We start from the raw sequence: 25,059 nt of genomic DNA, 5'->3' as shown, positions 1-25,059 counted from the left end.
GCGGGATCGCCGCCGGTTCGGCTTTGTCGGGGAGTCAGGACCGGAACCAATCACCGTGCGCGGGAAAAGCTGTTGTGACACACGACGGCCGGAACGCGGACGGACAGCGTGCGCGAAGAGGGCCCCCGACCTCTTCCGCGCCGGGGTTCCGGCCACGGCGGCCCGACGAGCAAAGGAGACCCGCGCGGCCGTGCAGTCGCATCCAGTCAAGCGCGTGGTGTCAGGCGCCCTCGCGGCCGCCTCGGTGATCGCAGTCGTCGCCGTGGCGCAGCCAGCGGGCACCGCAGCCGCTTCCCCCCTCCCCGTCCTCCAGGCCCCGCCGGACTCCGGTTCGGACGCTCTCACCAAGTACCGCGACCTCGCGGCGCAGGCGGAGAAGGCGAACGAGGACCTCCTGAAAGCCAAGGACGACCTCACTGCCCGCCAGGGCGACCTCGACAAGGCCAACGCGGACGTGGGCAACGCCCACAACCTCTCCGCGCAGGCCGCCGAGAACGAGAAGAAGTACAAGGTCGACGTCGACAAGTTCGCGAACGCGTCGTTCCTGTCCGGCGTGCAGATGAACAAGCTGTCCGCGCTGCTGGCGGGCACGTCGACGCAGGAGTTCCTCGACCGTTCGTCGGCGCTGGACCAGATCGCCTCGCAGAAGGCTGTCGCGCTGGAGAAGCTCCAGGGCGCGGTCGACCAGGCCAAGTCCGCCGAGAAGCTGGCCGCCGACGCCGCACAGCGGGCCACCGCGGCGCGCGACGCGGCGGCGAAGCTGACCGAGGACATCACGGCCAAGAAGAAGTCGCTCGACGACCAGGTCGCCGAGCTGAAGAAGACCTCGTCGGCGCTGAGCGCGGCCGACCGCAACGCGCAGAAGGACACCGGCGGCGACATCTCGGTGGACCTCGCGAACGCGGGCCCGGCCGCGGCAGCTGCCGTCCAGGCCGCGCTGAGCCAGCGGGGCAAGCCCTACGAGTGGGGCGCCACCGGGCCGAGCTCGTACGACTGCTCGGGCCTCATGCAGTGGGCCTACCGGCAGGCCGGCATCTCGCTGCCGCGCTCGAGCCAGCAGCAGAGCCAGACCGGCACGCCGGTCCCGCGCAGCCAGCTGCAGCCCGGCGACCTGGTGTTCTACTACACGCCGGTCTCGCACGTGGGCATGTACATCGGCAACGGGATGATGGTGCACGCGCCGACCACCGGCGACGTCGTCAAGATCTCGCCGCTGCAGAGCCAGTACGTGGGCGCCCGCCGGGTCGCCTGACCGGACGCTCTCGCTCCCACCGGGGCGGTGCCGCATTGCGCGGCGCCGCCCCGGTGTTTTTTGTGGGGACGGTTCAGGGGTTTCGTGCTTGGGACTCTGCGCCGACTACCCGGTGATGGGCCGGTGCGCGGGCGAGTGGCGGGTCGATGCGAGCCGTGCGTCGGTTTCGTGTGTGGGACTGCGCGCCGATCACACGGCTATGAGCCGATGCGCGGGCGTGTGGCGGATCAAGTCGAGCCGCGCGTCGGTTTCGTGCCTGAGACTGCGCCCCGCCACCGGCGAAAGCGGCCAAGACCCCAGCCCGAGCTGAAGAAGCCGGGCGGGCTCCCGCTTCACCACGGCGGGCCCGCGGAATCGCTCGTCGGTAGCCTGCGGGGGTGCTGAGGACCCTGCTCGTGACGAACGACTTCCCGCCGCGCCCCGGGGGTATCCAGAATTACCTCAATTCGCTGGCCACCCGGCTGCCCGCGGACGACCTCGTCGTTTACGCGCCCTCCTGGGAGCGCAGCAGCGGCTCGCACGTCGAGTTCGACGCGGCCGCGCCGTTCGAAGTGGTACGCCATCCGACGTCGTTGATGCTGCCCACCCCCGACGTCCTGCGGCGTGCGAAGCAGATCATGCGCGCCCGCGACTGCGAGGCCGTCTGGTTCGGTGCGGCCGCTCCGCTCGCGCTGCTCGGGCATCCGTTGCGGCAGGCCGGTGCGCGCCGGATCGTCGCGTCCACGCATGGGCATGAAGTCGGCTGGTCGATGCTTCCTGGCTCCCGGCAAGCGCTGCGGCGCATCGGCGAGACGGTGGACGTCGTCACGTACGTCAGCAAGTACACGCGCAACCGGTTCGCCGCCGCGTTCGGGCGGCATGCTGGGCTCGAAATGCTGCCGAGCGGTGTCGACACCACGGTTTTCGCGCCGGACCCGGCTGGTCGCGAGGAAATCCGGGCTCGGCACGGGCTTGGCGATCGGCCGACCGTCGTGTGCGTTTCGCGGCTGGTTCCGCGCAAGGGCCAGGACATGCTGATCTCCGCGCTGCCCGCGATCCGGGAGCGCGTGCCTGGCGCGGCCTTGCTGCTCGTCGGGGGCGGGCCGTATCGCAAGCGGCTCAACCAGCTGGCTGCCGCGCTGGGGGTGGCCGACGACGTGGTCTTCACCGGCTCGGTGCCGTGGGAGGAACTGCCCGCGCATTACAACGCGGGCGACGTCTTCGCGATGCCCGCCCGCACGCGCGGCAAGGGGCTCGACGTGGAAGGGCTCGGCATCGTCTACCTGGAGGCGTCCGCGACCGGGCTGCCGGTGGTCGCGGGCACGTCCGGCGGGGCGCCGGAGGCGGTGCTGGACGAGGTGACCGGGCACGTGGTCGACGGCCGCGACCCGGGCCAGCTCGCGGAGACCCTCGCGGCCCTCCTGTCCGACCCGGTCCGCGCCCGCAGGATGGGCGAGGCGGGCCGTTCGTGGGTCGCCGAGAGCTGGCGCTGGGACACGATGGCGCAGCGCCTCTCGACGCTCCTGGACGGCGATCCGGTGGCGGCGGTGCGCTGACCCGGGCTCAGGGTTCGTAAATAGCCGGATGGCGCGGGTCGTCCATGCGGACCACGACGTCCGCGAGGGCGCTCGGGTCGACTTCGTTTTCGTAGCGTTCGTAGGCGGGCAGCGCCCATTCGTCGGACACGCGGCGGCGCAGCGCACCCGGCGAAAGCCACAAATGCACCACGAAATCGAACGCCAATCCCGCGCCCAGCAAGAACTCTCCGTCGACCAGGACGACGCCTCGGTCCGGGACCGGGACGCGCGGCAATCTGGTCGCCCGGTCGCGTTCGGCGTCCCACAGCGCGGGCAGGACTTCGCCGCTTCCGTCGTCGGCGAGCGGGTCCAGGACTTCCCGGCGCAGACCGCCTAAATCGAGCCAATCGGTATACCGTGCGTCCGGATTCTGTTTCCCGTGCTCGAAACGGAGTGACGCTGGTCGCAAAAAACCGCGGGCGGGCACGTGCAGCGCGGCCCGGCCGAGCAGCTTCAGCGGGTCGGTCAACGCCTCCGCGAGCGGGCCGGTTCCGGCCGCTCCGTCGACGGCGACGGCGATTCGCCTGCGGTGGGTGAGCGCGTCGACGCGCTCGGTCAGCTCGGCGGCGAGGGCATCGGGGGAGATGGGGCGGTAGCGCACGATCGCATGATCCCGCACCGGTTTCAGTCGGTCCCCGATGCCATGATGGCGGCATGGCCAACGAGGAGGGCAAGACCGGGCGGAGTGGTTGGGAGACAGCCGTTTCCCGCACGATGCCGTACCCGGGCAGCCGGGTGTGGGAGTTCCTGGTGGGGGACGGGGTGGAGATCTGGCTCGGCCCTGGCGTCGACCTGCCTCGCGAACGCGGGGCGGGCTACGAGACCGAACACGGCACGACCGGCGAAATCCGCAGCTATTCCGATGACCGGCTGCGGCTCACGTGGCGTCCGACGGACTGGGACCACGATTCCTTGCTGGAGCTCGAGGTCGCGGATCTCGGCAAGCGCAGCACGCTGAAGATCCGCCAGGAACAGCTCGCGGACGTGGCGGAAAAGGCCGAGCAGCGGGCATATTGGAAACAAGTGGTCGAGCGCGTCGAGGCGGCATTGGCCGAACGCTGACCGAACTGCCCAGGGGGTTCCAGCAGTGAGCGTCGACGAACACACCGAGGAAATCCCTTACGCGGACGCGGAATTCTGGCAGCGCCCGCACGAATGGCTCGCCCAGCGGCGCGAATCCGGCGCGGTTTGCCCGATCACCGCCCGCCGCGGAATCCCGTCGTATCTGGTCGGCGGATACGAGCAGGCGCGCGAGCTGCTCAACGATCCCCGGATCAGCAAGGACAGCGCCGACGTGCACCGGGTGTACGCGGCGAAGATCGGCCAGGACGTCGAGGTGCCGGAGTTCGGCAACCTGCTCACCCGGCACATGCTCAACAGCGATCCGCCGGTCCACACCCGGCTGCGCAAGCTGGTGAACAAGGCGTTCACCGCGCGCACCGTCGCGCGGCTGCGGCCGCGGATCCAGGAGATCGCCGACACGCTGCTGGACGAGATGGCCCGGCACGAGCAGGTCGACCTGGTGCAGGCGTTCGCCGAGCCGCTGCCGATCACCGTCATCTGCGAATTGCTCGGCGTGCGCGTCGAGGACCGCGGCCAGTTCACCGCCTGGTCGCACCTGCTGCTGTCGTTCTCCGAGGACCACGAGGCACAGGCCGCGGCGGCGCGCGACATGCACGACTACCTGCAGCAACTGGTCGAGAGCAAGCGCGCCGAACCGGCCGAAGACCTGTTGTCGGACCTCGTGCACGCCAGCGACGAAGGCGATTCGCTCGACGAGGACGAACTGATCTCGATGGCGTTCCTGCTGCTGGTCGCCGGGCACGAGACCACGGTCAACCTGATCGCCAACGCCACGTTCGCGTTGCTGCGCGCGCCGGACCAAGCGGAGAAACTGCGCGCCGACCCGAGCTTGCTGCCGGGTGCGGTCGAGGAGTTCCTCCGGTACGACGGGCCGATCAACTTCGCGACCCTGCGCTACACGGTCGACGAGATCGAGGCGGGCGGCGTCACCGTCCCGCGCGACGAGTTCGTGCAGATCTCGCTGCTGTCGGCCAACCGCGACCCGGAGAAGTTCCCCGACCCGGACACGCTCGACGTCACGCGCGCGCCCGGCGGGCACCTCGCGTTCGGGCACGGCATCCACTACTGCGTCGGCGCGCCGCTGGCCCGGCTGGAGGCGCAGATCGCGCTGGGCTCGCTGCTGGCGCGGTTCCCGGAGTTGAGCCTGGCCGTGCCCGCCGAGAACATCGTCTACCGGCCGAGTTCGCTGGTGCACGGCGTGCTGTCGCTGCCGGTGCGGCTGAACGGGGCGTAGCGGCTGTCACTGCGGAGCCGCCCGCCGCCCGGTTAGGGTCGGCGGGTGGAACCCAGTGCTGCCGACCTCCTCGCCCTCGACGCCGCCCACGTGTGGCATCCCTACGCGCCGATGCCGGGCCGCGTGCCGCCCCTGCTCGTGGAAGAGGCGAGCGGGGTGCGGCTGAAGCTCGCCGACGGACGGGAACTGGTCGACGGCATGTCGTCCTGGTGGGCGGCGGTGCACGGCTACCGGAACCCGGTGCTCGACGCGGCATTGGCCGAGCAGGCCGGGCGGATGAGCCACGTGATGTTCGGCGGGCTCACCCACGAACCGGCGATCACGCTCGCGAAGACGCTCGTCGCGATGACCCCGGACGGGCTCGAGCACGTGTTCCTGTGCGATTCGGGCTCGGTTTCGGTCGAGGTCGCGGTGAAAATGTGCCTGCAGTACCAGCGTTCCCGCGGGCTGCCCGGCAAACACCGGCTGCTGACCTGGCGCGGCGGCTACCACGGCGACACGTTCACGCCGATGAGCGTCTGCGATCCCGACGGCGGCATGCATTCGCTGTGGCGCGGAGTACTGCCGGAACAGGTTTTCGTGCCCGCGCCGCCGTCCGGGTTCGACACGCCGGTCGATGAGTCCTATGTGGACGAACTGGCGAAGGCTCTCGAGCAGCACGCGGACGAATTGGCCGCGGTGATCGTGGAACCGGTGGTGCAGGGCGCGGGCGGCATGCGGTTTCACCATCCCGGTTATCTGCGCGCGCTGCGCGAGCTGACTCGGGAACACGACGTATTGCTGGTGTTCGACGAGATCGCGACCGGATTCGGCCGTACTGGAAGGCTTTTCGCGGCCGAACACGCCGGCGTGACGCCCGACGTGCTGTGCGTCGGCAAGGCGCTCACCGGCGGCTACCTCACGATGGCCGCCGCGTTGTGCACGCCCGAAATCGCCGACGGCATCACGCGCGGCGAGCTTCCGGTGCTCGCGCACGGCCCGACGTTCATGGGGAATCCGCTGGCTTCCGCGGTCGCCAACGCGTCGCTCGGTTTGCTGGCCGAAGGCCGATGGCAGGCCGACGTCGAGCGGATCGAAACCGCGCTGCGCCAAGGGCTCGAGCCGGCTCGGGAGCTGCCGCACGTCGTGGACGTGCGGGTGCTGGGCGCGATCGGCGTGCTGCAGCTGGACCACGAGGTGGACATGGGTGTCGCGACGGAAGTGGTGACCGCCGAAGGGGCGTGGCTGCGGCCGTTCCGGGATCTGATCTACGCGATGCCGCCGTACCTCAGCACGGACGCGGACCTGGCGGTGATCACGTCGGCGATGCGGGCCGCCGCGGCGAAGGCCTGAGGTTACTTCGGGTTTGGCGTGGCTGCCTGTAGTGGATCTTGCCGGGTCGCGCAACCCGATCGTGGGTAATTCGATAAAGATCCACTCCATAGAGTGGTACATAGCGGACATTTCACAGGGATCCCGGTTTCCTGGTGATCATGAGACGACTTGCCGTGCTTCGCCACGACGTGCCCGCCTCGCTCGTGGTTTTCCTCGTCGCGGTCCCGCTTTCGCTCGGGATCGCCCTCGCGTCCGGCGCGCCGATCGTCGCCGGGCTCATCGCCGCCGTGGTGGGCGGCGTGGTCGCCGGCGCCCTCGGCGGCTCTCCGCTGCAGGTCAGCGGGCCCGCCGCCGGGCTGACCGTGCTGATGGCCGAGACGATCTCGACCTTCGGCTGGGCGGTCACCTGCCTGATCACCGTCCTCGCCGGGGCGCTGCAGATCCTGTTCGGCCTGAGCCGGGTAGCGCGGGCGGCGCTGGCGATCTCGCCGGCGATCGTGCACGGGATGCTCGCCGGGATCGGCATCACGATCGTGCTCGGCCAACTGCACGTGCTGTTCGGCGGGAAGGCGCAGAGTTCGGCGCTGGAGAACATCGCCCAGCTGCCCGCGCAGATCGCCGCGCACCACGACGCCGCCGCCCTGATCGGCATCCTGACCCTCGCCATCCTGCTGGCCTGGCCCAAACTTCCCGCTGCGGTAAGGAAAATCCCCGGACCGCTCGCGGCCATCGCGGTCGCGACGGCGGTGTCCCTGGTCGCCGGGATGACGCTGCCGCGCGTCGAACTGTCCGGCGACCTGCTGCAGATCCGCTTCGCGCCGCAACTGCCGGACGGCGGATGGGGCCAGGTCGCGGTCGCGGTGATCACGATCGCGCTGATCGCCAGCGTCGAAAGCCTGCTGTCGGCGGTCGCGGTCGACAAACTGCAGAACGGTCCGCGCGCCAACCTGAACCGCGAGCTGATCGGTCAGGGCGCGGCGAACATGGTGTCCGGCTCGCTCGGCGGTCTGCCGGTCACCGGCGTGATCGTGCGCAGTTCCACCAACGTCGCGGCCGGGGCGCGCACGCGGGCGTCGGCGATCCTGCACGGCGTGTGGGTGCTGGTGTTCGTGGTCGCGCTCGCCGGGGTGCTGAAGTCCATTCCGCTGGCCGCGTTGGCCGGGCTGCTCGTGCACGTCGGTGCGAAGCTGGTGAACCCCGGTCATCTGCGGCAGGTGCTGCGCCACGGCGATCTGCCGCTCTACCTGGTGACCGTCGCCGGGGTGGTCGTGTTCGACCTGCTGACCGGCGTGCTCGCCGGGATCGTGCTGGCGGTCCTGCTGATGCTGCGCCGGACCGTGTGGTCGGGCGTGCACGCCGAACACCACGGCGGCGAATGGCGCGTGATTGTCGAAGGCGTGCTGACGTTCCTGTCCGTGCCGCGGCTGACGAAGGTGCTCGGCACGATCCCGGCGGGCTCGAAGGTGACGCTGGAGCTGGTCGCCGATTACCTCGACCACGCGGCGTTCGAGAGCCTTTCCGCCTGGCAGCAGGCGCACGAACGGACCGGCGGCACGGTGGTCGTCGACGAGATCGGGCATCCGTGGTTCGCGAAGGGCAAGGAAGGCCGTCCGACGCTCCGGCGCACCGCGGCGGCCGGTGCGATGCCCAGGTGGCTGGCGCCGTGGTCGGCTTGGCAGGCCGCGGACGTGCGGGTGCCCGGGCAGCGGACGCACCGGGGCGCGACCGAGTTCCAGCGCCGGGCCGCGCCGCTGCTCAAGGACGTTCTCAGCGGGCTCGCGCACGCGCAAGAACCGCACACGCTGTTCATCACGTGCGGTGATTCGCGGATCGTGCCGAACCTGATCACCACGTCCGGTCCGGGCGACCTGTTCACCATCCGCAACATCGGCAACCTGGTGCCGCCGGGGCAGGCCGATCCGTCCACCAACGCGGCGATCGAATTCGCGGTCGGGGTGCTGGGTGTGCGGGAAATCGTGGTGTGCGGGCACTCCTCGTGCGGTGCGATGGGCGCGCTGGCCAGCGGTCCGCCCGCGGACACGGCGCTCGCGTCCTGGCTGGTGCACGCCGAGCCGAGCCGGAAGCGGGCGGGCGCGGTGACCCTCGACGGGGAACGGCCGGAGCGCGAACCGGACCGGCTGGCGTTGCACAACGTCCTGCAGCAACTGACGCATCTGCGGCAGTACCCGCTGGTGGCCGAGGCCGAAGCGCGCGGCGAGCTGGCGCTGACCGGGCTGTACTTCGACGTGGGCGAGGCGCAGGTGTACCTCGCCGATCCGGCGAAGGGCGAGTTCGTGGCCGCGGGAGCGCCCGCGGCGGCCCCGGCCGGCTGACCCGGGCCCTCGCGCGTGCCCCCGGGTGCGCGCGAGGGAGCCCCGAGTGTTGACATCGGGGAGCACGGCAATATCTTGATGGCTCGTGACGACGCTCGTGATGACCGGAACCGGGACCGACGTCGGCAAAACGGTCGCCACCGCGGCGATCGCGGCGCTGGCCCTCGCGCAGGGACAACGCGTCGCGGTGCTGAAACCCGCGCAGACCGGCGTGCTCCCCGGCGAGGCGGGAGACCTCGCCGAGGTGGTGCGGCTGGCAGGCAAGGACCTGACGATCCGGGAGCTGCGGCGGTATCCGGATCCGTTGTCGCCGGAAGCCGCTTCCCGGCGCTCCGGGCTCCCGACTGTGGGCCCCGGGGAGATCGCCGCGGCGGCCAGCGACCTGGACGCGGCGCACGACCTGACCCTGGTCGAGGGCGCTGGCGGGCTGCTGGTCCGATTCGACTCGCAGGGGAGCACGCTGGCGGACGTCGCGTGGTCACTGGGGGCGCCGGTGGTTCTCGTCGCGCAAGCCGGGCTGGGGACGCTCAACACGACTGCGTTGACCGCTGAGGTGGCTACTCGACGTGGGCTGAATGTCGTGGGGGTCATCATCGGGTCCTGGCCGGCGGATCCGGATCTGGCGGCCTTGGAGAATCTTCGGGATCTGCCGGTCGCTGGCGGCGCGCCCTTGCTGGGGTTCTTCCGGCTGGGCTGGGCGCGGCGGACCGGGAGACCTTCGCCGCGCAGGCTCGGCAGGGGTTGTCGCCGTGGTTCGGCGGGGAGTTCGATCCCCAGGCGTTCACGGCTGCTGCTTCCGCGCAGAACTAGCGTCGCGCGGATTGAGCGATCTCATCGGCTCGCGGGCCGGGTGAAGGCGATTTCTTCGCGGACTCGGGGCAATCAGACACGAGTCGCGGCGGTCGGACGCGAGGCAACCGGTTACCCTCAGTTCCGCACACGCGCAGGGAAGGGAGCCTCGGGTGGTCGATTCCGCGGGCAAGGCGGCGCATCGGTCTTCGGCACACCGGTCTTCGGCGGCGGCCGAGGGGTGGTCGGTGCCGGTGTTGTTTCCGCCGCAGCGGCCGCGGGTGGTGGTGAAGGCTGATCTGCTTCCCGCGGTGAGCGTTCTCTCGACTGCTGCGTTGCTGGGGATTCCGCTGGGGTGGTTGTGGTCGCTGCTGGCTCCGGCGGAGAAGGTTCGGGTGATCGGGACCAACGGTCAGCTGGCGCCCCTGGAACTGGAGAGCTGGCATCGGTTCGACGATCTGGCTGTGTTCGGGTTTTTGGCGATGGCTGCTGGGTTGTTGATCGGGCTGGTGGTGTGGTTCCTGCGGGAGCGGCGGGGGCCCGTTGTTTTGGTGGCTGCTGCTGGCGGGGCGTTGGTCGCGGCTTGGCTGGGGACGCAGATGGGGCCTGCGTTCGCCAATTCGAAGTATTCGGTGGACGCGCCGCCTGCGTTGGGGGCGGTGATCGAGCAGGCGCCTCGGCTGGAGACTGGGTGGGTGGTGCTGGCTGCGCCGTTGGTGACGTGTTTGGTTTATGCGTTGATGACGGCGTGGAATGGGCGGGAGGATCTTGGGCGGCGGTTGGGGTGAGTTCGGCTCGTCGCCTGGCGGCGACATTGCGCTTCTAGGTGGGCCCACCACCCCTCAGCTTGATTGTGACTACGGGCGGCGGGTGCTTGTCAAGGCGGGAAAGATGCGTTGACAAGCACCCGCCGCCCGTGTTTTTGGCTTCGTATCGGGGTTGTGGGGGCGTGGGTGCCTTTCTTCGTTGGGTGCATCGGCTGCGGTAGGTGCGCGACTTAGGTGGTGGGTTGCGGTGGGGTTCGCGGTGGCGGTTTTAGCGCCCCAATGTGGCATTGGGTGCATGTGACGCACCGAATGCCACATTGGGTGCGTGGGACGCACCCAATGCGGCATTCGGGCGCATTGCGGCGGCGGGTGGGGCGGGCTGTGAAGGGCTCCTTGAGGGAATCTAGGTACGTGAAGGGGCCTTCACGGCGCGCGGGAGGGCGTGAGGGGAACCCTGGGGGAATCAGGGGCAATGAGGGTGGCCCTCACCGCAGGCGCAACCCCAGGGGAGAGCTAGTTCAGGTCTGCGGGTTTGGTGAAGGTCGCCAGTTCGGTCGGCGGCAGGGGCACGGCGCCCAGGGTTTCCAGGAAACCGGCTTCTCGGGTTAGCAGGCGGCAGGCGATGCGCAGGCGGCGCAGCGGGTGCGTTTCCTCCAGCAGCAGCTGCCGGTCTTCCAGCGGGAGGAGGCAGTCGGCGGCTAGTTGGTAGGCGAGTTCGCCCAGGTCGGCGTCGTCGTGGGGTGGGCGCCAGTCGTCTGCGTGCCAGGCGGCTTCGCAGTATCGCTGGTGGGCGCCTCTCGCTACGTCGGCCAGTTGGCGGGCCGTTGACTCCGCGGTGGTGGGGACTGGGTCGTCGGGGAGCCAGTCGACCACGGCCATCAGGTACGGCGCGGATGCTCGGTGCAGTTCGCGCAGGCGGAAGCGGCGGGCTGCGCGGGTGACTACGTCGTAGCGGCCGTCGGGGAGGCGTTTCGCTTCGCGGAGGATCGTGCTGCAGCCCACGCTGTACACGTGGTCCAAACCACTGACCTCGCGGACGAGCGGGGCGCGCAGGGCGACCACGCCGAACTCGTGTTCTGGGACGTTGCCCGTGACGAGGTCCGCGGTGAGCTGCCGGTAGCGCGGTTCGAAGATGTGCAGCGGCAGGTGCGTCCCGGGGAGCAGCACGGTCTGCAGCGGGAACAACGGCAGGGTCGCCGTTCCGCTGGGGCACTGCTCAGACTCGGTCACGGCGTCCACGGTACGGGCTGCGGGGCCCCGCCGCAGTTCGTGTTTACCGTCGCGGCGGGGGCTTCAGGACCGCGAAAGGGTCGGTGATGTGCATGTCTTTCGCGGCAAAGGAGAACAGCGCCGCAGGTCGTCCGCCGGTCCGGCCGGGGGCCGCGGTGTGGCCCGTGGGGACCAGCAAACCACGTCGTTGGAGCACGCGTTGCAGGTTCGTCGCGGACACTTTGTAGCCGAGCGCGGCGGAGTACAGGCCCCGTAGCGCGGAGATGGTGAATTCCTCTGGGGCCAGCGCGAAACCGAGGTTGGTGTAGCTCAGTTTCGAGCGCAGGCGGTCGCGGGCGCGCAGGACGATCGCCTCGTGGTCGAAGGCGGTGCGGGGCAGGGCGTTCACGTCGTGCCACTCGGTGTCTTCGGGGACGGCCGGGTCGACGTCGGAGGGGACCAGCCCGAGAAACGCGGTGGCTACGACGCGGGGGCCGGGGACGCGGTCGGGGGCGCTGAACACGGCGAGCTGCTCGACGTGCTTCAGCTGGCGGACGTCCACCTTCTCCGCGAGCTGCCGCCGGATGGAGGTTTCGACGTCCTCGTCGGGGCGCAATCGGCCGCCGGGGAGCGACCAGCGGCCCAGGTGCGGATCGAGCGCTCGGCGCCACAGCAGCACGCGCAGTGTGTCCGAGCGCACTTGAAGGACTGCCGCCAGAACCTCGTGGGCGAGGGGGGCTCGGGTGTTAAGATGGCTTCGCACGGTTTTCGATTATAAGGCGAAAACCGGGTTGGGCAGGAACCGGGGTCGATCCGGTTCCGAGGCCGGCGATTCTCGAGAGGGCCGAACACATGACCACCACGCTTGACCAGGATCTGACCCCTTACGGCGGGGTCGAGGCGGACGCCGACTGGGCCGCCCGCGTGCGGGAGCTCGCCCGCAAGCGCGACGCGGTGCTGCTCGCGCACAACTACCAGGTCCCGGAGATCCAGGACATCGCGGACTTCACCGGCGACTCTCTGGCGCTCAGCCGCATCGCGGCCAGCAGCGACGCGTCCACGATCGTCTTCTGCGGCGTGCACTTCATGGCCGAGACCGCGAAGATCCTGGCTCCGGAGAAGACGGTGCTGATCCCGGACGCGCGGGCAGGCTGCTCGCTCGCCGACTCCATCACCGGCGCTCAGCTGCGCGAATGGAAGGCCGAGCACCCGGGCGCGGTGGTCGTGTCGTACGTGAACACGACGGCCGAGGTCAAGGCCGAGACGGACATCTGCTGCACGTCGTCGAACGCGGTCGACGTGGTCGCTTCCATCCCGGCTGACCAGGAAGTTCTCTTCCTGCCGGACCAGTTCCTCGGCGCGCACGTCAAGCGCGTGACGGGGCGCGAGAACATGCACGTCTGGGCCGGGGAATGCCACGTGCACGCCGGCATCAACGGGGCCGAGCTGGCCGCGCGCGCCGAGGAGAACCCGGACGCCGACCTGTTCATCCACCCCGAATGCGGCTGCGCGACCTCGGCGCTTTACCTGGCCGGAGAGGGTGCGGTGGCCCCGGAGCGGGTCAAGATCCTGTCCACCGGCGACATGGTGCACGCGGCGCGCGACACCAAGGCGACCTCGGTGCTCGTGGCCACCGAGATCGGCATGATCCACCAGCTGCGCAAGGCCGCGCCGGAGATCGACTTCCGCGCGGTGAACGACCGGGCGTCGTGCCGGTACATGAAGATGATCACCCCGGCCGCGCTGCTGCGGAGCCTCACCGAGGGCGCGGACGAGGTCCACGTCGACCCGGAGACGGCCTCGCGGGCCCGCGCCTCGGTGCAGCGGATGATCGAAATCGGGCAGCCTGGCGGTGGGGAATGAGCGGCCTAGTTAACGCCGATGAGGCGAAAACCTCACCAAATCCGCGGTGGGAGGCCCGGGCCGATGTGGTCGTGATCGGCAGCGGCGTGGCCGGGTTGTCGGCGGCGCTGCGGGCCCGCGAACTCGGGCTGCATGTGCTGGTCGTGACCAAGGCGGCGGTCGCCGACGGCAACACCCGGTGGGCGCAGGGCGGCGTGGCCGTGGTGCTGGACGGCGAGCGCGACGAGGGCGACACGGTCGAGAAGCACACGGCGGACACGCTCACCGCCGGAGCCGGGCTCTGCGACGAGGACGCGGTGCGGTCGATCGTCGGCGGCGGTCCGGCGGCGGTCACGGAGTTGCGGCAGAACGGCGCGGTGTTCGACCACAGCGCCGGTGCACTGGCGCGGGCTCGCGAGGGCGGGCACAGCGCGTTCCGGGTCATCCACGCGGGCGGCGACGCGACCGGTGCGGAGGTCGAGCGCGCGCTCGTCGCGCAGGCCGGCGAACGGCGGATTCCGGTGCTGGAGCACCACATCGCGGTCGACGCGCTGCGCACGTCCGCGGGCGAGGTGGCCGGGGTGACGGTGCTCGACCGCAACGGCGTGCCCGGGGTGGTGCGCGCGTCCGCAGTCGTGCTGGCCAGCGGCGGGTACGGGCAGCTGTACCAGGCGACCTCCAATCCCGAAATCGCGACCGGTGACGGGCTGGCGCTCGCATTGCGCGCCGGTGCGGCGGTGGCCGACATCGAGTTCGTGCAGTTCCACCCGACGGTGCTGTACACGCCGGGTGCGCGCGGGCGGTGTCCGCTCGTCACGGAGGCGGTGCGCGGCGAGGGTGCGACGCTCGTGGACGGAGCGGGCGCGTCGGTGATGGCCGGGGTGCATCCGCTCGGCGATCTGGCTCCGCGCGACGTCGTGGCGGCGGCGATCACCCGGCGGCAGGCGTTGGCTCCCGGCGGCATCGACGATCACGTTTTCCTTGACGCCACTGGCATTCCCGGGTTCGCGAAGCGGTTCCCGACGGTGCACGCGGCGTGCGCGGTGCTGGGGATCGACCCGGCGGTGGACGCGATTCCGGTGACTCCCGCGGCGCACTTCGCGTGCGGCGGCGTGGTGGCCACTGTGGACGGACGCTCGACCGTGCGCGGGCTGTACGCGGCGGGCGAGGTGGCTCGCACCGGGCTGCACGGGGCGAACCGCTTGGCGTCCAACAGCCTTCTCGAAGGGTTGGTCGTCGGGCAGCGGGCCGCGGAGGCGGTGGCTGCGGATCTGGCCGCTGGGTTGCTGCCGGATCCTTCGCGCGGCCGGATTCCGGAACGGACCACCGCGCCGGCGGCGGAACGCGATGTGCTGCAACGGGTGATGAGCCGGTACGCGGCGATCGGCCGGGACGCGGACGGGCTCGCCGCGGCGGGCTCGGCGCTCGATTTGTCGACAAAGGACAGTCCGCTGTGGACGCATTCCGCAGTGGAGGACGCGGCGCTCACCGTGGCGGCGCAGGCGTTGCTCGCGGCGGCGGAGCGGCGGACGGAATCGCGGGGATGTCACGTGCGGACGGACTTCCCGGAGCGGGTCGAAGGGCTGCGGCGGAGCCAGCTGATCCGGCTGAGCCCGTCGGGACAGCCGGTGCTGGTCGAGGCGGCGTCGTTGGAAGGGGTGGCATGAGCGGGGAATTCTCGGAAGCGGTCGTGCGGGCATTGGTGGTGGACGGGCTGGACGTCGCCGACGTCCGGCGGGTCGTGACCACCGCGTTGGAAGAGGATTTGCGGTACGGGCCGGACGCGACGACGGCGTCCACGGTCCCGGCGGACGCCCGCGCGGTGGCCGAACTGACGCCGCGCGTCGCCGGGGTCGTGGCCGGGATTCCGGTGGCGCTGGCGGTTTTCGACGAGGTGCTCGGCTCCGACTACGAGGTGGTCTCGATCCGCGAGGACGGTTCGCCCGCCGTCGCGGGGGAGCCGGTGCTCGTGCTGCGCGGTCCGGTGCGCGGGTTGCTGACCGCGGAGCGCACGGCGCTGAACCTGTTGTGCCTGCTGTCCGGAGTGGCGACGGCGACCGCGGCGTGGGTGTCTGCGATCGAGGGAACCGGTGCTGCGGTAAGGGATTCGCGCAAGACGATCCCGGGGTTGCGGCTGCTGCAGAAGTACGCGGTGCGATGCGGCGGCGGCGTGAACCACCGGATGGGTCTCGGCGACGCGGTGCTGATCAAGGACAACCACGTGGTCGCCGCCGGTTCGGTCACCGCGGCGCTGGCGGCGGCCCGGGAACTCGCGCCGCAGCTGGCGTGCGAGGTCGAGGTGGACGATCTGGCGCAGCTGGACGAGGCGCTGGCCGCCGAGGCGGACGAGGTGCTGCTCGACAACTTCACGCCGGAGGAGTGCGTGAAGGCGGTCGCGCGGCGGAATGAAGTGTCGCCGAAGACGCGGCTGGAGTCGTCCGGCGGGCTGACGCTCGACCGTGCGCGACCGTACGCCGAGTCCGGAGTGGACTACCTGTCCGTCGGCGGGCTCACGCATTCCTCGCCGGCTCTCGATCTCGGGATGGACCTGCGGTAACCCTGTCGCCGCGGCCCGCTCTCCACTAGAATCTCCTTGTCCGACAAGGGGAGGGGGCCGCGGTGCGGGGAATTGCCGCCGGAGCGGTGGCCGCGCTCGTGGCGCTCGGCCTGCCCGTCACGGCTGCCTCGGCCGGAGCGGCTTCGTGCGCGAATCCGTCCGGTCTGTATACCGGGGCGGTGTCCTGGGGGCAGCGCCTGGTCAACCCGCCGCGGCTGTGGGCGCTGACCAGAGGCGAGGGTCAGACTGTCGCGGTGATCGGCACCGGGGTCGACAAGCAGAACGCGCAATTCGGGCCCGGACAGGTGCTCGGCGGTGCCGGCACCGCGGATTCCGATTGCGACGGCCGGGGCACGATCGCCGCGGGCATCGTCGGTGCGCAGCCGGCGAACGAGACCACTTTCACCGGTGTCGCACCGGGGGTGAAGCTGCTTCCCTTGCGCTACACCGAAAGCAACGGTTCATCGTCGGACGGCGGCGGCGATCCAGTCGCGCTGGCGGGCGCGATCGACACGGCGGTCGACCGCGGCGCGGGAGTGATTCTCGTGGCGGTCCCGGCGGGTTCGGACAGCCCGGCGCTCGGTGCGGCGCTCGACCACGCGAAGTCGCGCGGGGCCGTGGTGATTTCGGCCGCGGCGGCGACTCAGCAAGGGGCGCATACTTATCCGACCGCTTCGAAGGGCGTCCTCGCGGTCGGTTCGACGGACGAATCCGGCGCGCCGGTGCAGTCCGAAGCCGGGGATTACCTCGGAATCGCCGCGCCTGGCGCGAATTTGGTGAGCACGTCGGCCGGGGGCGGGGGCGCGGTCGCGCATCGCTGGCCGATCACCGACCCGAGCCTCGCCGCGGCGTATGTCGCCGGGGTGGCGGCGTTGGTTCGTTCGGCGCATCCGGAGCTGAAAGGCGAGGAAGTGGTGAACCGGTTGATGCTCACCGCTTCCCGTCCGCCGTCCGGGGCGCACGATCCGCGGCGCGGTTGGGGAATGCTCGACGCTTACGCTGCGGTGTCTTCGACGTTGCCTGCCAACGCGCCGGGTCCGAGTGCGGCTGCGGTGCGGTCTGCGTTGCCCGCGGTGGTTCCGGCTGCGGCTCAGGTTCGGCCGAGGTCTGATGTGGCGGCTGGAGTTGTTGCAGTGGGTGGGGTTGTAGTGGCTGCGGGGGCGGGGATTGGTGTCGCGGCGTTCCGGCGAGGACGGCGGCGTGGCTGGCGGCCGTCGCGGTTTCGGGCCTCGTGAGCGGCGATCACGATTCTATTCGGGATCGACAGTCACGAGACGCGTCGAGCCGATGATCGCTACCCCGCGGCCGTCGCGGGCGATGTGCACACTGAAATCCGCGCCGTCCCGGGAAAACCGTGCGATCACTTCCCGATAGGTGCTGCGGTCGTAGGATTCCCAGCCCGCCTTTTCCAGCGTCGGCCGCACCGCTTCGGTCAGCACCCGCAGCGCGCCGGGGCTGTCCTCCAACCGAACCCCGTACTGCCAGCACACCAAATGCCCCGGCTGCGCGGGATCGCAGTCCAGCTCACCGTCCACTGTGGGCAGTGCACGGGAGCCGAACACGGCGGCGACGCTGTCGATGACGTTCGTCAGCTCAGCAGCCAAATCCTTCAACTCGCGCGTGATCACGGCAGCACCGCCGGAACCGGCACGGGCGCTTCAGTGACGTGACCGCCGGTCAGCACGCCGTAGATGTTCTCCCACGAATCCGAACCCGGTTTGAGCACGCCGCTGTGCGAGGACAGGCCCCACTGCACGTTTCCGGCGGCGTCGCGGCCGGTGGTCAGCTCGGTGACGCCAGGGAAGGTGTCCGGGTCGGCGCCGTGGCCGATGCCGGTCCATTCCAGTGCCCCGGCGTTGCCCTGGGCGAGGATGATCGGGTCCAGCGGGGCGGTCATCGAGTACCGCTGCACGCCGGCTTGGCTCGGCGGCAGGTCTGCTGGGCTCCATACGCCGTGTCCCATGCCCGCCGACTCTACGTGCAGCACCCGGTCCACTGGCAAGCCTTGCTGGTCAGCGAGCCCGACGGTGGCGCCGCCGTAGCTGTGGCCGATCGCGGTGATCGTGGCCGCGCCGCCGGTCTGGGAGTCGACCTGGCCGCGCAGTTCGTCACCGAACGCCTTGAGGTTCGGGGCCATTGTCTGTGCGTAACTGGCTTCGGCGCCCTCGGTGGTCACGTTCTGCGGGAACACGCCGTCGGCCCAGACGACCATCGCGGTCCGGCCGCTCGGGTCGGCGGCGACGAGGCTGCGGCCGAGGTCGGCGTAGGACTGGAAGGTGTCCATCCGGGTGTGCACGCCGGGCACGAACAGCCCGACGTTGCGCGTGCCCGGCTGGATCGTGCCGACCAGTTCGACGATCCGGCCGTTGCCGGACGGATCGAACCGCAGGATCTGCCGGTGGTCGTCGATAATGCTTTGGTACAACGCTATCCGCCGCTTCGAGCGGGCGATGGCGTCCGGATCGGACAGTCCGGCCAGCCGGGTCCGTTCGGCGGCGAGCGCGTCGGACACCTTCATCCGGTTGGCCGCGATGGTCCCGGCCCAGCCGCCGCTCGCGGCCGATTTCCCGGCTGCCGGCACCGGGTCTTCGGGCAGCAGCGAACGGTACATCGCCGCCACCTGCTCGTCGGCGCGCCGGTAGCCCGCGGACGAAGCCGTGAGGCCGTCGCGAAGGACCTGGGCGCGGACGACGCGCTGGTCGACGTCCGCCGCGAGTGCGTTGAGCGTTTTCGCGAGCCCGGCGGCACATCCGGACGACGCGGACACTTGGCCGAAGGCCGTGGCGGGGATTCGTTCGCCCGCCACGGCCTGCTGCACGGTCCGGAGCGCGCCGGCGCGAGTGTCCAATTCGGACGCCGCACTGGCGAGTTTCGCCGGTGCCACCCGGTAGCCGTCGGTCACGGCTGGTCGGCCGGCTCTTCGCCGATGACCGAGGGCGCGACCGGAGCCTGCTGGCCCCACACGTTCTCGGTTTCGACGAGCCACGCCGGGATCCGGCGGCCGGAGCCCAGGTCACCGCCCGCTCCCATGCCGCCCATCGGCATCATGGGCATCATCGGCATGGCGCTCTTGGCCGCCGCGCCCGCTGCCCCGGCGGCACCGCCCGCGAGTCCGCTGAGGACGTTCGACTGCGCGTTCCCGGCGAGCCCGGAGTGCGCGGCCGGAGCTTCCCCGGCGCCGCTCAGACCGCCGCCGGACGGAATGCCGCCGCCGTCGATCGACGGGGCTTCCCCGCCGCCGACCGGGATCCCGCCGCCGCCACCGCCCGCGGGACCGGCCCCGCCGCCGAGCTTCGTGCCCGGAGGCGCGTCCTGCTCCTTGTCCTTGCCGTCCTTGTCTTTGTCCTTGCCCGAGGCCCACGGCGGAACCTTCGGCATGATCGACCCGAACCGGCCGAACGCCGCCGCGGAAGCGGCCGCGAGACCGGCGGTGAACATGTCGCCGAACAGCGGGCTGCCCGGATTCTGCGCCGGGTGCCCGGGCAGCGAAGAGCCCGGAACCTGCGTGCCGTCGGTGGGCAGCGGGTGCGAGTCGACCGGCGCGCCGACCGCGGTGCCGCCGTCCGGGGTGTTGCCGATCGCGCCGGTGCCGCCGGTCGAAGCGCCGCCGCCGGGAACCGGCTTGGGCGGCGGGGCGGCCGCGTTCGGCGAGACCGGGATCGAGTCCTCGGCGGTGTCGTAGTTCGTCGCGAGGTTGTTCATGACGACGATCGCCTTCGCGTGCGCGGAGCCGGCGGCGTTGGCGGCCTGTTGCTGCGCTTCGACGTTGGCGATCGCCTGCTGCCGCTGCTGCGTCGCGGCGATGATCGTGGCCGGCGGGGTGTCCGCCGGGAGCAGCGGCGGGTTGACCGCGAGCGCGACGTCGGCGGGCGAGACGTCCGGCACCGCGACCGGCGGCGGCATCTCGGCCTTCGCCTTGACCAGCGCGTCCGCGGCGTCCTCCAGCATGTCGCGCATGCCCTGCGCGGTGACCGCGACCTTGCGGATGCCGCCGACCAGGTCGGTCATCATGGTCCGGTACTGGTCGGCCGCGCCGCCGGTCCACGAGCTGGAGAAGTCGGTGAGCTGGTCCGACAGGTTCTCGGCCTGGTCGTACAGCCCGCGCGAGGCCGAACTCCACTGTTCGGCCGCGGCGCGCGCGGTGGTCGGGTCGCCCGCCTGCAGCATCGCGTAGAGCTGCTGGTGGGTGTAGCCGGCGAAGTTGGTGCGAGGCCCGCTCATGCGTTCTTACCCCCTGAAGAATCAAGGCCCAGCAACGAGAAAAGCGGGTCCAGCAGACCGGTCTGCTGACCCGATTGGTGCAGATCGCCCGCGACCGACTGGTCGGCCTGGGCGTATCCGTCGGCGACGGTGGTGGTGACGTCCTGCGCGAACGTGATCGCCCCGCGGACCTGCTCGAGCAGGCCCTGCATCTCGGCGACCGCGGCGCGGTGGGCGTCGGCGAGCGAAGCGGCTTCCCCGAACTCCCCGAACAGCAGCGGATGCTCCCCGAGGGTGCGCAGGAAGTCGTTCGGCCGGGACATCGCGTGGATCTGGGTTTCCAGCTCCCGGACGAAGTCCGTCAGCGATTCCAGGTGGACGTAGTACGACTGGTCGGGCATCGGCCGGTGACCTCTCGTGCGGCAGGACGCGGGAAAGCCGGCCGTCCGGAGCGGGCGGGGGGTGGTCCCGCCCCGGACGGCCGGCGTCGGGGCCGGATCAGGCGAACAGGCCCTGGTTGCGGTTCTCCAGCTGGTGCTGGAGATCGTGGGCGTCGCCGACCTTGGTGCCGAACTGCGCGATGATCGCGACGATGTCGGCGGTCGCCTGGCGGAGCCGGGTCTCGGACGCGCGCGCGGCTTCACCGGCGGAGCTGCCCGAGGCGTACCAGGTCTGGGTGATCGGCTGCAGGTTCTGGTGCAGCTGCTCCAGCTGGGAGGTCAGCGCCTTCGCCTTGGCGGCGAGCGACGCGGAGCTGTGCTGCAGGGCCCCGAAGCTGATTTCTACGACGTCAGCCATGGTGTCTAGTCCTCTCTCAGGGGTTGAGGCGAGGGATCACGTTGCCCTCGACGGTGTGGCTGACGCTCTGGAAGCTCTGGTGCACGTCGGAGTCGCCCGAGTTGTAGTTCGCGTGGCTGGTGTGCACGAGCTGCGACATGGTGTCGAGCTCCCGGACGGCGGCGCCCATCTTCTCCTGAAGCCTGCGCTGTAGGTCCCAGAAGGCGACCGCCTGGTCGCCCTTGTAGTTCCGCAGCGTCTCGGTCAGCTCGGACTCCAAGCTGGCCATGGTCGTCTTAGCGTTCGAAGCGGTTTCCTCGAAGCCCTGGACGGCGCGCGTCATGGCAGCGGAATCTGCCTGGAATCCCGGACTGGACATCTGACGGGCCACCTCCTTCCCTCTCGTGGAAAATCCCGGTGCGCGGCGGGCCGCGCGGTGTGAATGTCACGCTAGAAAAAGAGCGGGTGTGGTCAAACGGCACAACTGCCGGTCGCTTTGACGGCACTATTACCCACAGGTGGGGCGCTCCCTACCAGCAAGACGGGGGACGACGCCAGTGCTCGCGGCCCCGCGCGCGGCCAGGCTGACCCCCATGACTTCCTGGGGATCACGGCTGTTCCGGCTGCACCGCCCGCTCGGCGTGCTGGCCGGGGCGATGGCGGTGCTGCTGGTCGCGTGCGGGTTCGGGTTGCTCCTGGATGATCGCACGCTCGTCAACGCGCCGTTGTGGGCGAAACCGTTCAAATTCGCGGTTTCGGTGGCGTTGTACGCGCCGACGCTGGCGTGGTTGCTTTCGCTGGTGAAGCGCGGCCGCCGGGCCGGCTGGTGGATGGGCACGGCGTTCGCGGTCGGCATGGGCACGGACATGGCGTTGCTGGTGTGGCAGGTGCTGTTCCAGGACCGGCCGCTGCACTTCAACCACGCGACGCCGGCCGACGTCACGATCGGCAACATCCTGGCCACCGGCGCGTTCACCGCGTGGGGCGCGACCGCGGCGGTGGTCGTGCTGCTGTTGTTCCAGAAGCTGCCGGACCGCGCGCTGACGTCCGCGCTGCGGTGGGGAACCGCGCTCGCGGCAGGCGGAATGGGGTTGGCGCTCCTGATGTTCTCGGCCAGCCCGGCGCAGCAGCGGGTGCTGGACGGCGGTGGGAAACCGGCGATGATCGGCGGGCACACGATCGGTCTCGAGGACGGCGGGCCGGGGCTGCCGCTGCTGGGCTGGAGCACGGCCGGCGGGGACCTGCGGATCCCGCATTTCGTGGGGATCCACGCGATTCAGGCGTTGCCCCTGCTCGCTTTGGCGTTGGTCGCGTTGTCCCGGCGGTATCCGGTGTTGTCGCACGAACTGGTGCGGCGTCGGCTGGTGTGGACTGGGGCGGTCGGGTACGCGGGGGTCATCGCGATTACGGCGTGGCAGGCGATGCGCGGTCAGTCGATTGTGCGGCCGGACTTTTGGACACTGGCTGTGGCTTTTGGGTTGGTCGCGGTGGTGGCGCTCGGTGGCTTGCTGTCGGTCCGGTCTCGCGCGGGTGTTCCCGATGAGCGGCATGCGCTGAGGGGATTCTGAGATCTCTCCGGTACGCCTTGGCGGGTTGGCCCGACGGGAGGACGGTGTGATGGCATTTCCTCAAGACCTGCTGGACGCGCTGCGGCGCGCGCCGGACGCGATCGCGTTCGAGCACGGGGACCGGCGGGTGCGCCGGGGCGAGGTGCTCGACCTGATCGGCCGGTTCGCTGCCGGGCTGCGGGCGGCCGGGGTCCGGCAGGGAGACGGCGTCGGGCTCGCGACCGGGGTGACGCCGGAGGGCTGGGCCGCCCAGATCGCGGTGCAGACGCTGGGAGCCCGGGCGGTGGGGGTGCGGGCCGGGTTGCCCGCGGCGCATCTCGACGCGGTGCTGGACGGGGTGGCCGCGGTGGTGACCGACGCCGAACTGCCGGAGCTGGCGGGGGTGCGGACGCTTCCGATCGGGCCGGAACTCCTTGCCGCGTATGAGGAACCGGTGCCGTGCGGGAAACCGTCGGACGTTGGCTGGGTGGTGTTCACCAGCGGGAGCACGGGGGTGCCCAAGGGGGTCGCGTACCGGTTCGACGCGTTGGGGGAGTTCGGGCTCGAGCAGCGGGCCGGGGATTCGGCGGCGGACTACCGGCGGTTCCTGCTGTTCGGGACTTTGAGCAGCGCGGTGATGGTGCTGCATTTGCAGGCTTGTTTGCTCGCTGGCGGTACCGCGGTGATTCCGGAGGGATTGCCGGACTTTCCCTGGATTCTGCCGCGGTTGGACATCACGGCGGCGCTGGTGACGGTTCCCCGGTTGTATCGGATGCTGGATGTGCTGCGGGAGGAGGAAATCGATCTTTCCGGGCTGCGAATGCTGACCGTCGCCGGGTCTCCAGTGGAACCCGGATTGCTGGCTGAGGGATTCAAGCGAATCGGACCGGCGTTGCGGCAAGGATACGGGCAGACCGAGACCGGGAAACTGACGGTGCTGGACACGGCGGACGTGGCTGCGCATCCGGAGGCGATAGCTTCGGTCGGATTGCCGGTCGAAGGGGTTTCGCTGGAGGTGCGGGATGCTTCGGGCCGTGCGGTTCCCGCTGGGGAGACAGGGGAGGTTTTCGCCCGTACCGCAAGGGCTTTCGCGGGGTACTGGCGCGATCCTTCGCTGAGCGGGACGGTGTTGGCCGACGGCTGGGTCCGCACGCAGGACATCGGGCGGCTCGACGAGAACGGTTTTCTGTATTTGACCGGCCGCGCCCGGGATGTGGTGATCGTGAACGCGGTGATTCATTACACCGGGCCGATCGAGCGCGCGCTCGCCGCGCATTCCGCCGTGGATCAGGCGTATGTCGTCGCGGTTCCGGACGAACGGACCGGGGAAGCGGCGCACGCGTTCGTGGTCGCCGCGCCGGGGCGTACTCCGGATCCGGGGGAATTGCGGGCGGCGGTGGCCGCGGAATTGGGGGAGGCCGCGGTTCCGGCTTCGTTCACGGTGCTGGACGAGGTTCCGGTCGCGGAGTCGGGAAAACCGGACAAGGCCGCGCTGCGCGCCCTCGCCCGGTGATCGCCGCGGGGTTCCGGCCTGCCGCGCACGGGGGCGGCAGGCCGGAACGCGCGGATCAGACGCCCGCGGTCTGCTTGATCCAGTCGCGGCTGTTGGCGACGCTGGCGTAGTTCTGGGTGCCGTGTTCGTCGCTGCCGGAGTTCTCGCCGGTGGAGCAGACGCCGACCTGGACGCCGTCGGCCAGCTGCGGGCCGCCGGAGTCGCCGTGCCACGACGAGCCGGTGACGCCCTTGCTCGCGATCGCCTTGCCGTTGAAGGCGTCCGTGCTCTCGCCGGTCACCTGGACGTCCGCGGTCTTGAGCGTGTCCGAGGGCGGGCTCTGGTCCTTGGTGCGGCCCCAGCCGTAAATCTGGTTGGTGGCACCGTTTTCCGGGTCCTTGTCGGCCAGCTTCATGAACGTGGTGTCCACAGCGGACTTGAGGTGCAGCAGCGCGATGTCGCCGTTGGGCGAGGCCTTCTGCTCGTCGACCGCGGCCTCGGTGCCCTGGCCCAGCGCGACGTCGCCGACCTTGACGTGCATGCCGCCCTTGTTCAGGCAGTGCTGCGCGGTGAGCACCCACTGCGAGGCGATGATTGTGCCGGAGCATTCGAAGCCGCCGTAGTCGGTGACGTCGTCCCAGAACACCTGGGCGCCCCACGGGGCCGACTTCACGGTGTCGCCGCCGATGATGTGCGTGTCGGCACTCGCCGGGACGACCGCCCCGACCCCGAACGCCATCGCAGCCCCGGCGACCACGGCCGCCGCTTTCGCGTAACGCATGGAAAATCCCTCCGCCTCGGTGGTGATTTCCCGACCGTAGGCGGCAAGTGGAAATCCGGTAACCTACGGAAGTCGGTCTTCGATCCACGTTTCGCGGAGCGCGCCGTCGGGGTCCAGTCGCCGGTGGAGGGCATCGGCTTGCTCCGGACGGGTGAGCACCGCGGCGGCGGCTTCCTGCGTCCGGTGCAGGGCGTGCACGGCGACGCGAAGCTTGCGGATCCGGCCGCGGGTGCGGAGCCGGGCCCGCCACGGATGCCAGAGGACGGCGAGCAGGAGGCCGGTGGTTTCCGTCCGGTAGGCCTGGGCGGCTTGGGCCAGTCGACCGG

Annotated in this window: 23 protein-coding genes and 1 pseudogene; 14 read left to right on the top strand and 10 right to left on the bottom strand. The window is 70.5% G+C overall.

Features of this window, described 5'->3' with window-relative positions; translation table 11 throughout:
• Nucleotides 1-190: 190 nt before the first annotated feature.
• The gene (locus tag FKO37_RS38960; RefSeq protein ID WP_238607705.1) at nucleotides 191-1,252 is read left to right on the top strand and encodes an NlpC/P60 family protein; all 1,062 of its coding nucleotides are present in this window, start codon (nucleotides 191-193) and stop codon (nucleotides 1,250-1,252) included.
• A gap of 377 nt (nucleotides 1,253-1,629) precedes the next feature.
• The gene (locus FKO37_RS38955; RefSeq protein ID WP_200864282.1) at nucleotides 1,630-2,787 is read left to right on the top strand and encodes a glycosyltransferase family 4 protein; all 1,158 of its coding nucleotides are present in this window, start codon (nucleotides 1,630-1,632) and stop codon (nucleotides 2,785-2,787) included.
• A gap of 7 nt (nucleotides 2,788-2,794) precedes the next feature.
• On the opposite strand, the gene FKO37_RS38950 is transcribed toward FKO37_RS38955, so the two are convergent.
• On the bottom strand, nucleotides 2,795-3,409 hold the full coding sequence (locus FKO37_RS38950; RefSeq protein ID WP_037810047.1) for a uridine kinase: 615 nt from the start codon (nucleotides 3,407-3,409) through the stop codon (nucleotides 2,795-2,797).
• A 53-nt stretch (nucleotides 3,410-3,462) separates the two neighbouring features.
• Here FKO37_RS38950 and FKO37_RS38945 point away from each other — a divergent pair, with 53 nt between their 5' ends.
• From FKO37_RS38945 to FKO37_RS38920, 6 genes and pseudogenes are all read left to right on the top strand, one after another.
• Nucleotides 3,463-3,870: an SRPBCC domain-containing protein gene (locus FKO37_RS38945; protein WP_078870303.1), complete on the top strand. Its 408-nt coding sequence runs from the start codon at nucleotides 3,463-3,465 to the stop codon at nucleotides 3,868-3,870.
• 25 nt (nucleotides 3,871-3,895) lie between these two features.
• Nucleotides 3,896-5,125, top strand: coding sequence for a cytochrome P450 (locus FKO37_RS38940; RefSeq protein WP_134733529.1), 1,230 nt, complete (start codon nucleotides 3,896-3,898; stop codon nucleotides 5,123-5,125).
• A 45-nt stretch (nucleotides 5,126-5,170) separates the two neighbouring features.
• Entirely contained in the window at nucleotides 5,171-6,457 is a 1,287-nt protein-coding gene (locus FKO37_RS38935) for an adenosylmethionine--8-amino-7-oxononanoate transaminase (RefSeq protein WP_134733527.1), read from the top strand.
• 140 nt (nucleotides 6,458-6,597) lie between these two features.
• Nucleotides 6,598-8,772: a bifunctional SulP family inorganic anion transporter/carbonic anhydrase gene (locus FKO37_RS38930; RefSeq protein WP_199817409.1), complete on the top strand. Its 2,175-nt coding sequence runs from the start codon at nucleotides 6,598-6,600 to the stop codon at nucleotides 8,770-8,772.
• 85 nt (nucleotides 8,773-8,857) lie between these two features.
• A pseudogene (gene bioD, locus FKO37_RS38925) lies at nucleotides 8,858-9,582 on the top strand (dethiobiotin synthase).
• Between the two features lie 152 nt (nucleotides 9,583-9,734).
• Nucleotides 9,735-10,349, top strand: coding sequence for a DUF2567 domain-containing protein (locus FKO37_RS38920; protein WP_037809565.1), 615 nt, complete (start codon nucleotides 9,735-9,737; stop codon nucleotides 10,347-10,349).
• 492 nt (nucleotides 10,350-10,841) lie between these two features.
• Here the strand turns inward: FKO37_RS38920 and FKO37_RS38915 are convergent, their stop codons facing one another.
• Both FKO37_RS38915 and FKO37_RS38910 read right to left on the bottom strand, forming a co-directional pair.
• Nucleotides 10,842-11,558 (bottom strand): LON peptidase substrate-binding domain-containing protein, encoded by a 717-nt coding sequence (locus tag FKO37_RS38915; RefSeq protein ID WP_037810052.1) that lies wholly within the window; start codon nucleotides 11,556-11,558, stop codon nucleotides 10,842-10,844.
• Between the two features lie 43 nt (nucleotides 11,559-11,601).
• Nucleotides 11,602-12,255: an NUDIX domain-containing protein gene (locus FKO37_RS38910; RefSeq protein WP_240015912.1), complete on the bottom strand. Its 654-nt coding sequence runs from the start codon at nucleotides 12,253-12,255 to the stop codon at nucleotides 11,602-11,604.
• A gap of 134 nt (nucleotides 12,256-12,389) precedes the next feature.
• Between FKO37_RS38910 and nadA the strand changes: the two genes are divergently transcribed.
• From nadA to FKO37_RS38890, 4 genes are all read left to right on the top strand, one after another.
• On the top strand, nucleotides 12,390-13,400 hold the full coding sequence (nadA, locus tag FKO37_RS38905; RefSeq protein WP_037809568.1) for a quinolinate synthase NadA: 1,011 nt from the start codon (nucleotides 12,390-12,392) through the stop codon (nucleotides 13,398-13,400).
• Nucleotides 13,397-15,046, top strand: coding sequence for an L-aspartate oxidase (locus FKO37_RS38900; protein WP_238607704.1), 1,650 nt, complete (start codon nucleotides 13,397-13,399; stop codon nucleotides 15,044-15,046). The genes nadA and FKO37_RS38900 overlap by 4 nt, the downstream gene beginning before the upstream one ends.
• The gene (gene nadC, locus FKO37_RS38895) at nucleotides 15,043-15,936 is read left to right on the top strand and encodes a carboxylating nicotinate-nucleotide diphosphorylase (protein ID WP_043828856.1); all 894 of its coding nucleotides are present in this window, start codon (nucleotides 15,043-15,045) and stop codon (nucleotides 15,934-15,936) included. Before FKO37_RS38900 ends, nadC begins: the two co-directional genes overlap by 4 nt.
• 62 nt (nucleotides 15,937-15,998) lie before the next feature.
• Nucleotides 15,999-17,171, top strand: coding sequence for a S8 family serine peptidase (locus tag FKO37_RS38890; RefSeq protein ID WP_238607703.1), 1,173 nt, complete (start codon nucleotides 15,999-16,001; stop codon nucleotides 17,169-17,171).
• A 15-nt stretch (nucleotides 17,172-17,186) separates the two neighbouring features.
• On the opposite strand, the gene FKO37_RS38885 is transcribed toward FKO37_RS38890, so the two are convergent.
• The 6 genes from FKO37_RS38885 to FKO37_RS38860 all read right to left on the bottom strand — a co-directional run bounded on the left by FKO37_RS38885 (nucleotide 17,187) and on the right by FKO37_RS38860 (nucleotide 21,292).
• Nucleotides 17,187-17,564 (bottom strand): hypothetical protein, encoded by a 378-nt coding sequence (locus FKO37_RS38885; protein ID WP_238607702.1) that lies wholly within the window; start codon nucleotides 17,562-17,564, stop codon nucleotides 17,187-17,189.
• Complete coding sequence (locus FKO37_RS38880) at nucleotides 17,561-18,838, bottom strand: alpha/beta hydrolase (RefSeq protein ID WP_238607701.1); 1,278 nt, start codon at nucleotides 18,836-18,838, stop codon at nucleotides 17,561-17,563. The genes FKO37_RS38885 and FKO37_RS38880 overlap by 4 nt, the downstream gene beginning before the upstream one ends.
• Nucleotides 18,835-20,157 carry a WXG100 family type VII secretion target gene (locus tag FKO37_RS38875; protein WP_238607700.1) on the bottom strand — a complete coding sequence of 441 codons (1,323 nt, stop codon included), beginning with the start codon at nucleotides 20,155-20,157 and terminating at the stop codon, nucleotides 18,835-18,837. Before FKO37_RS38875 ends, FKO37_RS38880 begins: the two co-directional genes overlap by 4 nt.
• The gene (locus FKO37_RS38870; protein WP_043828864.1) at nucleotides 20,154-20,537 is read right to left on the bottom strand and encodes a hypothetical protein; all 384 of its coding nucleotides are present in this window, start codon (nucleotides 20,535-20,537) and stop codon (nucleotides 20,154-20,156) included. The genes FKO37_RS38875 and FKO37_RS38870 overlap by 4 nt, the downstream gene beginning before the upstream one ends.
• A gap of 97 nt (nucleotides 20,538-20,634) precedes the next feature.
• Nucleotides 20,635-20,934: a hypothetical protein gene (locus tag FKO37_RS38865; protein ID WP_037809581.1), complete on the bottom strand. Its 300-nt coding sequence runs from the start codon at nucleotides 20,932-20,934 to the stop codon at nucleotides 20,635-20,637.
• Nucleotides 20,935-20,950: 16 nt separating this feature from the next.
• The gene (locus FKO37_RS38860; RefSeq protein ID WP_078870305.1) at nucleotides 20,951-21,292 is read right to left on the bottom strand and encodes a WXG100 family type VII secretion target; all 342 of its coding nucleotides are present in this window, start codon (nucleotides 21,290-21,292) and stop codon (nucleotides 20,951-20,953) included.
• 214 nt (nucleotides 21,293-21,506) lie between these two features.
• Between FKO37_RS38860 and FKO37_RS38855 the strand changes: the two genes are divergently transcribed.
• A complete protein-coding gene (locus tag FKO37_RS38855; protein ID WP_037809583.1) occupies nucleotides 21,507-22,481 on the top strand; it encodes a hypothetical protein in 975 nt (324 codons plus the stop codon).
• A gap of 49 nt (nucleotides 22,482-22,530) precedes the next feature.
• On the top strand, nucleotides 22,531-23,973 hold the full coding sequence (locus FKO37_RS38850; RefSeq protein ID WP_238607699.1) for a class I adenylate-forming enzyme family protein: 1,443 nt from the start codon (nucleotides 22,531-22,533) through the stop codon (nucleotides 23,971-23,973).
• 55 nt (nucleotides 23,974-24,028) lie between these two features.
• Here FKO37_RS38850 and FKO37_RS38845 read toward each other — a convergent pair whose 3' ends face one another.
• A complete protein-coding gene (locus FKO37_RS38845; RefSeq protein WP_037809585.1) occupies nucleotides 24,029-24,733 on the bottom strand; it encodes a trypsin-like serine protease in 705 nt (234 codons plus the stop codon).
• Nucleotides 24,734-25,059 lie beyond the last annotated feature (326 nt).

Origin of the sequence: Amycolatopsis sp. Poz14 (assembly GCF_006704225.1) — a bacterium.
Lineage (GTDB): Bacteria > Actinomycetota > Actinomycetes > Mycobacteriales > Pseudonocardiaceae > Amycolatopsis > Amycolatopsis nivea.
Note: the sequence above shows the minus strand (reverse complement) of the source record. Positions and strands in the feature narration are given on the sequence as shown.

Excerpts from the sequence above, each read along its gene's own strand:
- FKO37_RS38945 (WP_078870303.1), top strand. The coding sequence starts at position 3,463 with ATGGCCAACGAGGAGGGCAAGACCGGGCGGAGTGGTTGGGAGACAGCC.
- FKO37_RS38930 (WP_199817409.1), top strand. The coding sequence starts at position 6,598 with ATGAGACGACTTGCCGTGCTTCGCCACGACGTGCCCGCCTCGCTCGTG.
- nadA (WP_037809568.1), top strand. The coding sequence starts at position 12,390 with ATGACCACCACGCTTGACCAGGATCTGACCCCTTACGGCGGGGTCGAG.
- FKO37_RS38900 (WP_238607704.1), top strand. The coding sequence starts at position 13,397 with ATGAGCGGCCTAGTTAACGCCGATGAGGCGAAAACCTCACCAAATCCG.
- nadC (WP_043828856.1), top strand. The coding sequence starts at position 15,043 with ATGAGCGGGGAATTCTCGGAAGCGGTCGTGCGGGCATTGGTGGTGGAC.
- FKO37_RS38875 (WP_238607700.1), bottom strand. The coding sequence starts at position 20,157 with ATGAGCGGGCCTCGCACCAACTTCGCCGGCTACACCCACCAGCAGCTC.
- FKO37_RS38870 (WP_043828864.1), bottom strand. The coding sequence starts at position 20,537 with ATGCCCGACCAGTCGTACTACGTCCACCTGGAATCGCTGACGGACTTC.
- FKO37_RS38865 (WP_037809581.1), bottom strand. The coding sequence starts at position 20,934 with ATGGCTGACGTCGTAGAAATCAGCTTCGGGGCCCTGCAGCACAGCTCC.
- FKO37_RS38860 (WP_078870305.1), bottom strand. The coding sequence starts at position 21,292 with ATGTCCAGTCCGGGATTCCAGGCAGATTCCGCTGCCATGACGCGCGCC.
- FKO37_RS38855 (WP_037809583.1), top strand. The coding sequence starts at position 21,507 with ATGACTTCCTGGGGATCACGGCTGTTCCGGCTGCACCGCCCGCTCGGC.
- FKO37_RS38850 (WP_238607699.1), top strand. The coding sequence starts at position 22,531 with ATGGCATTTCCTCAAGACCTGCTGGACGCGCTGCGGCGCGCGCCGGAC.
- FKO37_RS38845 (WP_037809585.1), bottom strand. The coding sequence starts at position 24,733 with ATGCGTTACGCGAAAGCGGCGGCCGTGGTCGCCGGGGCTGCGATGGCG.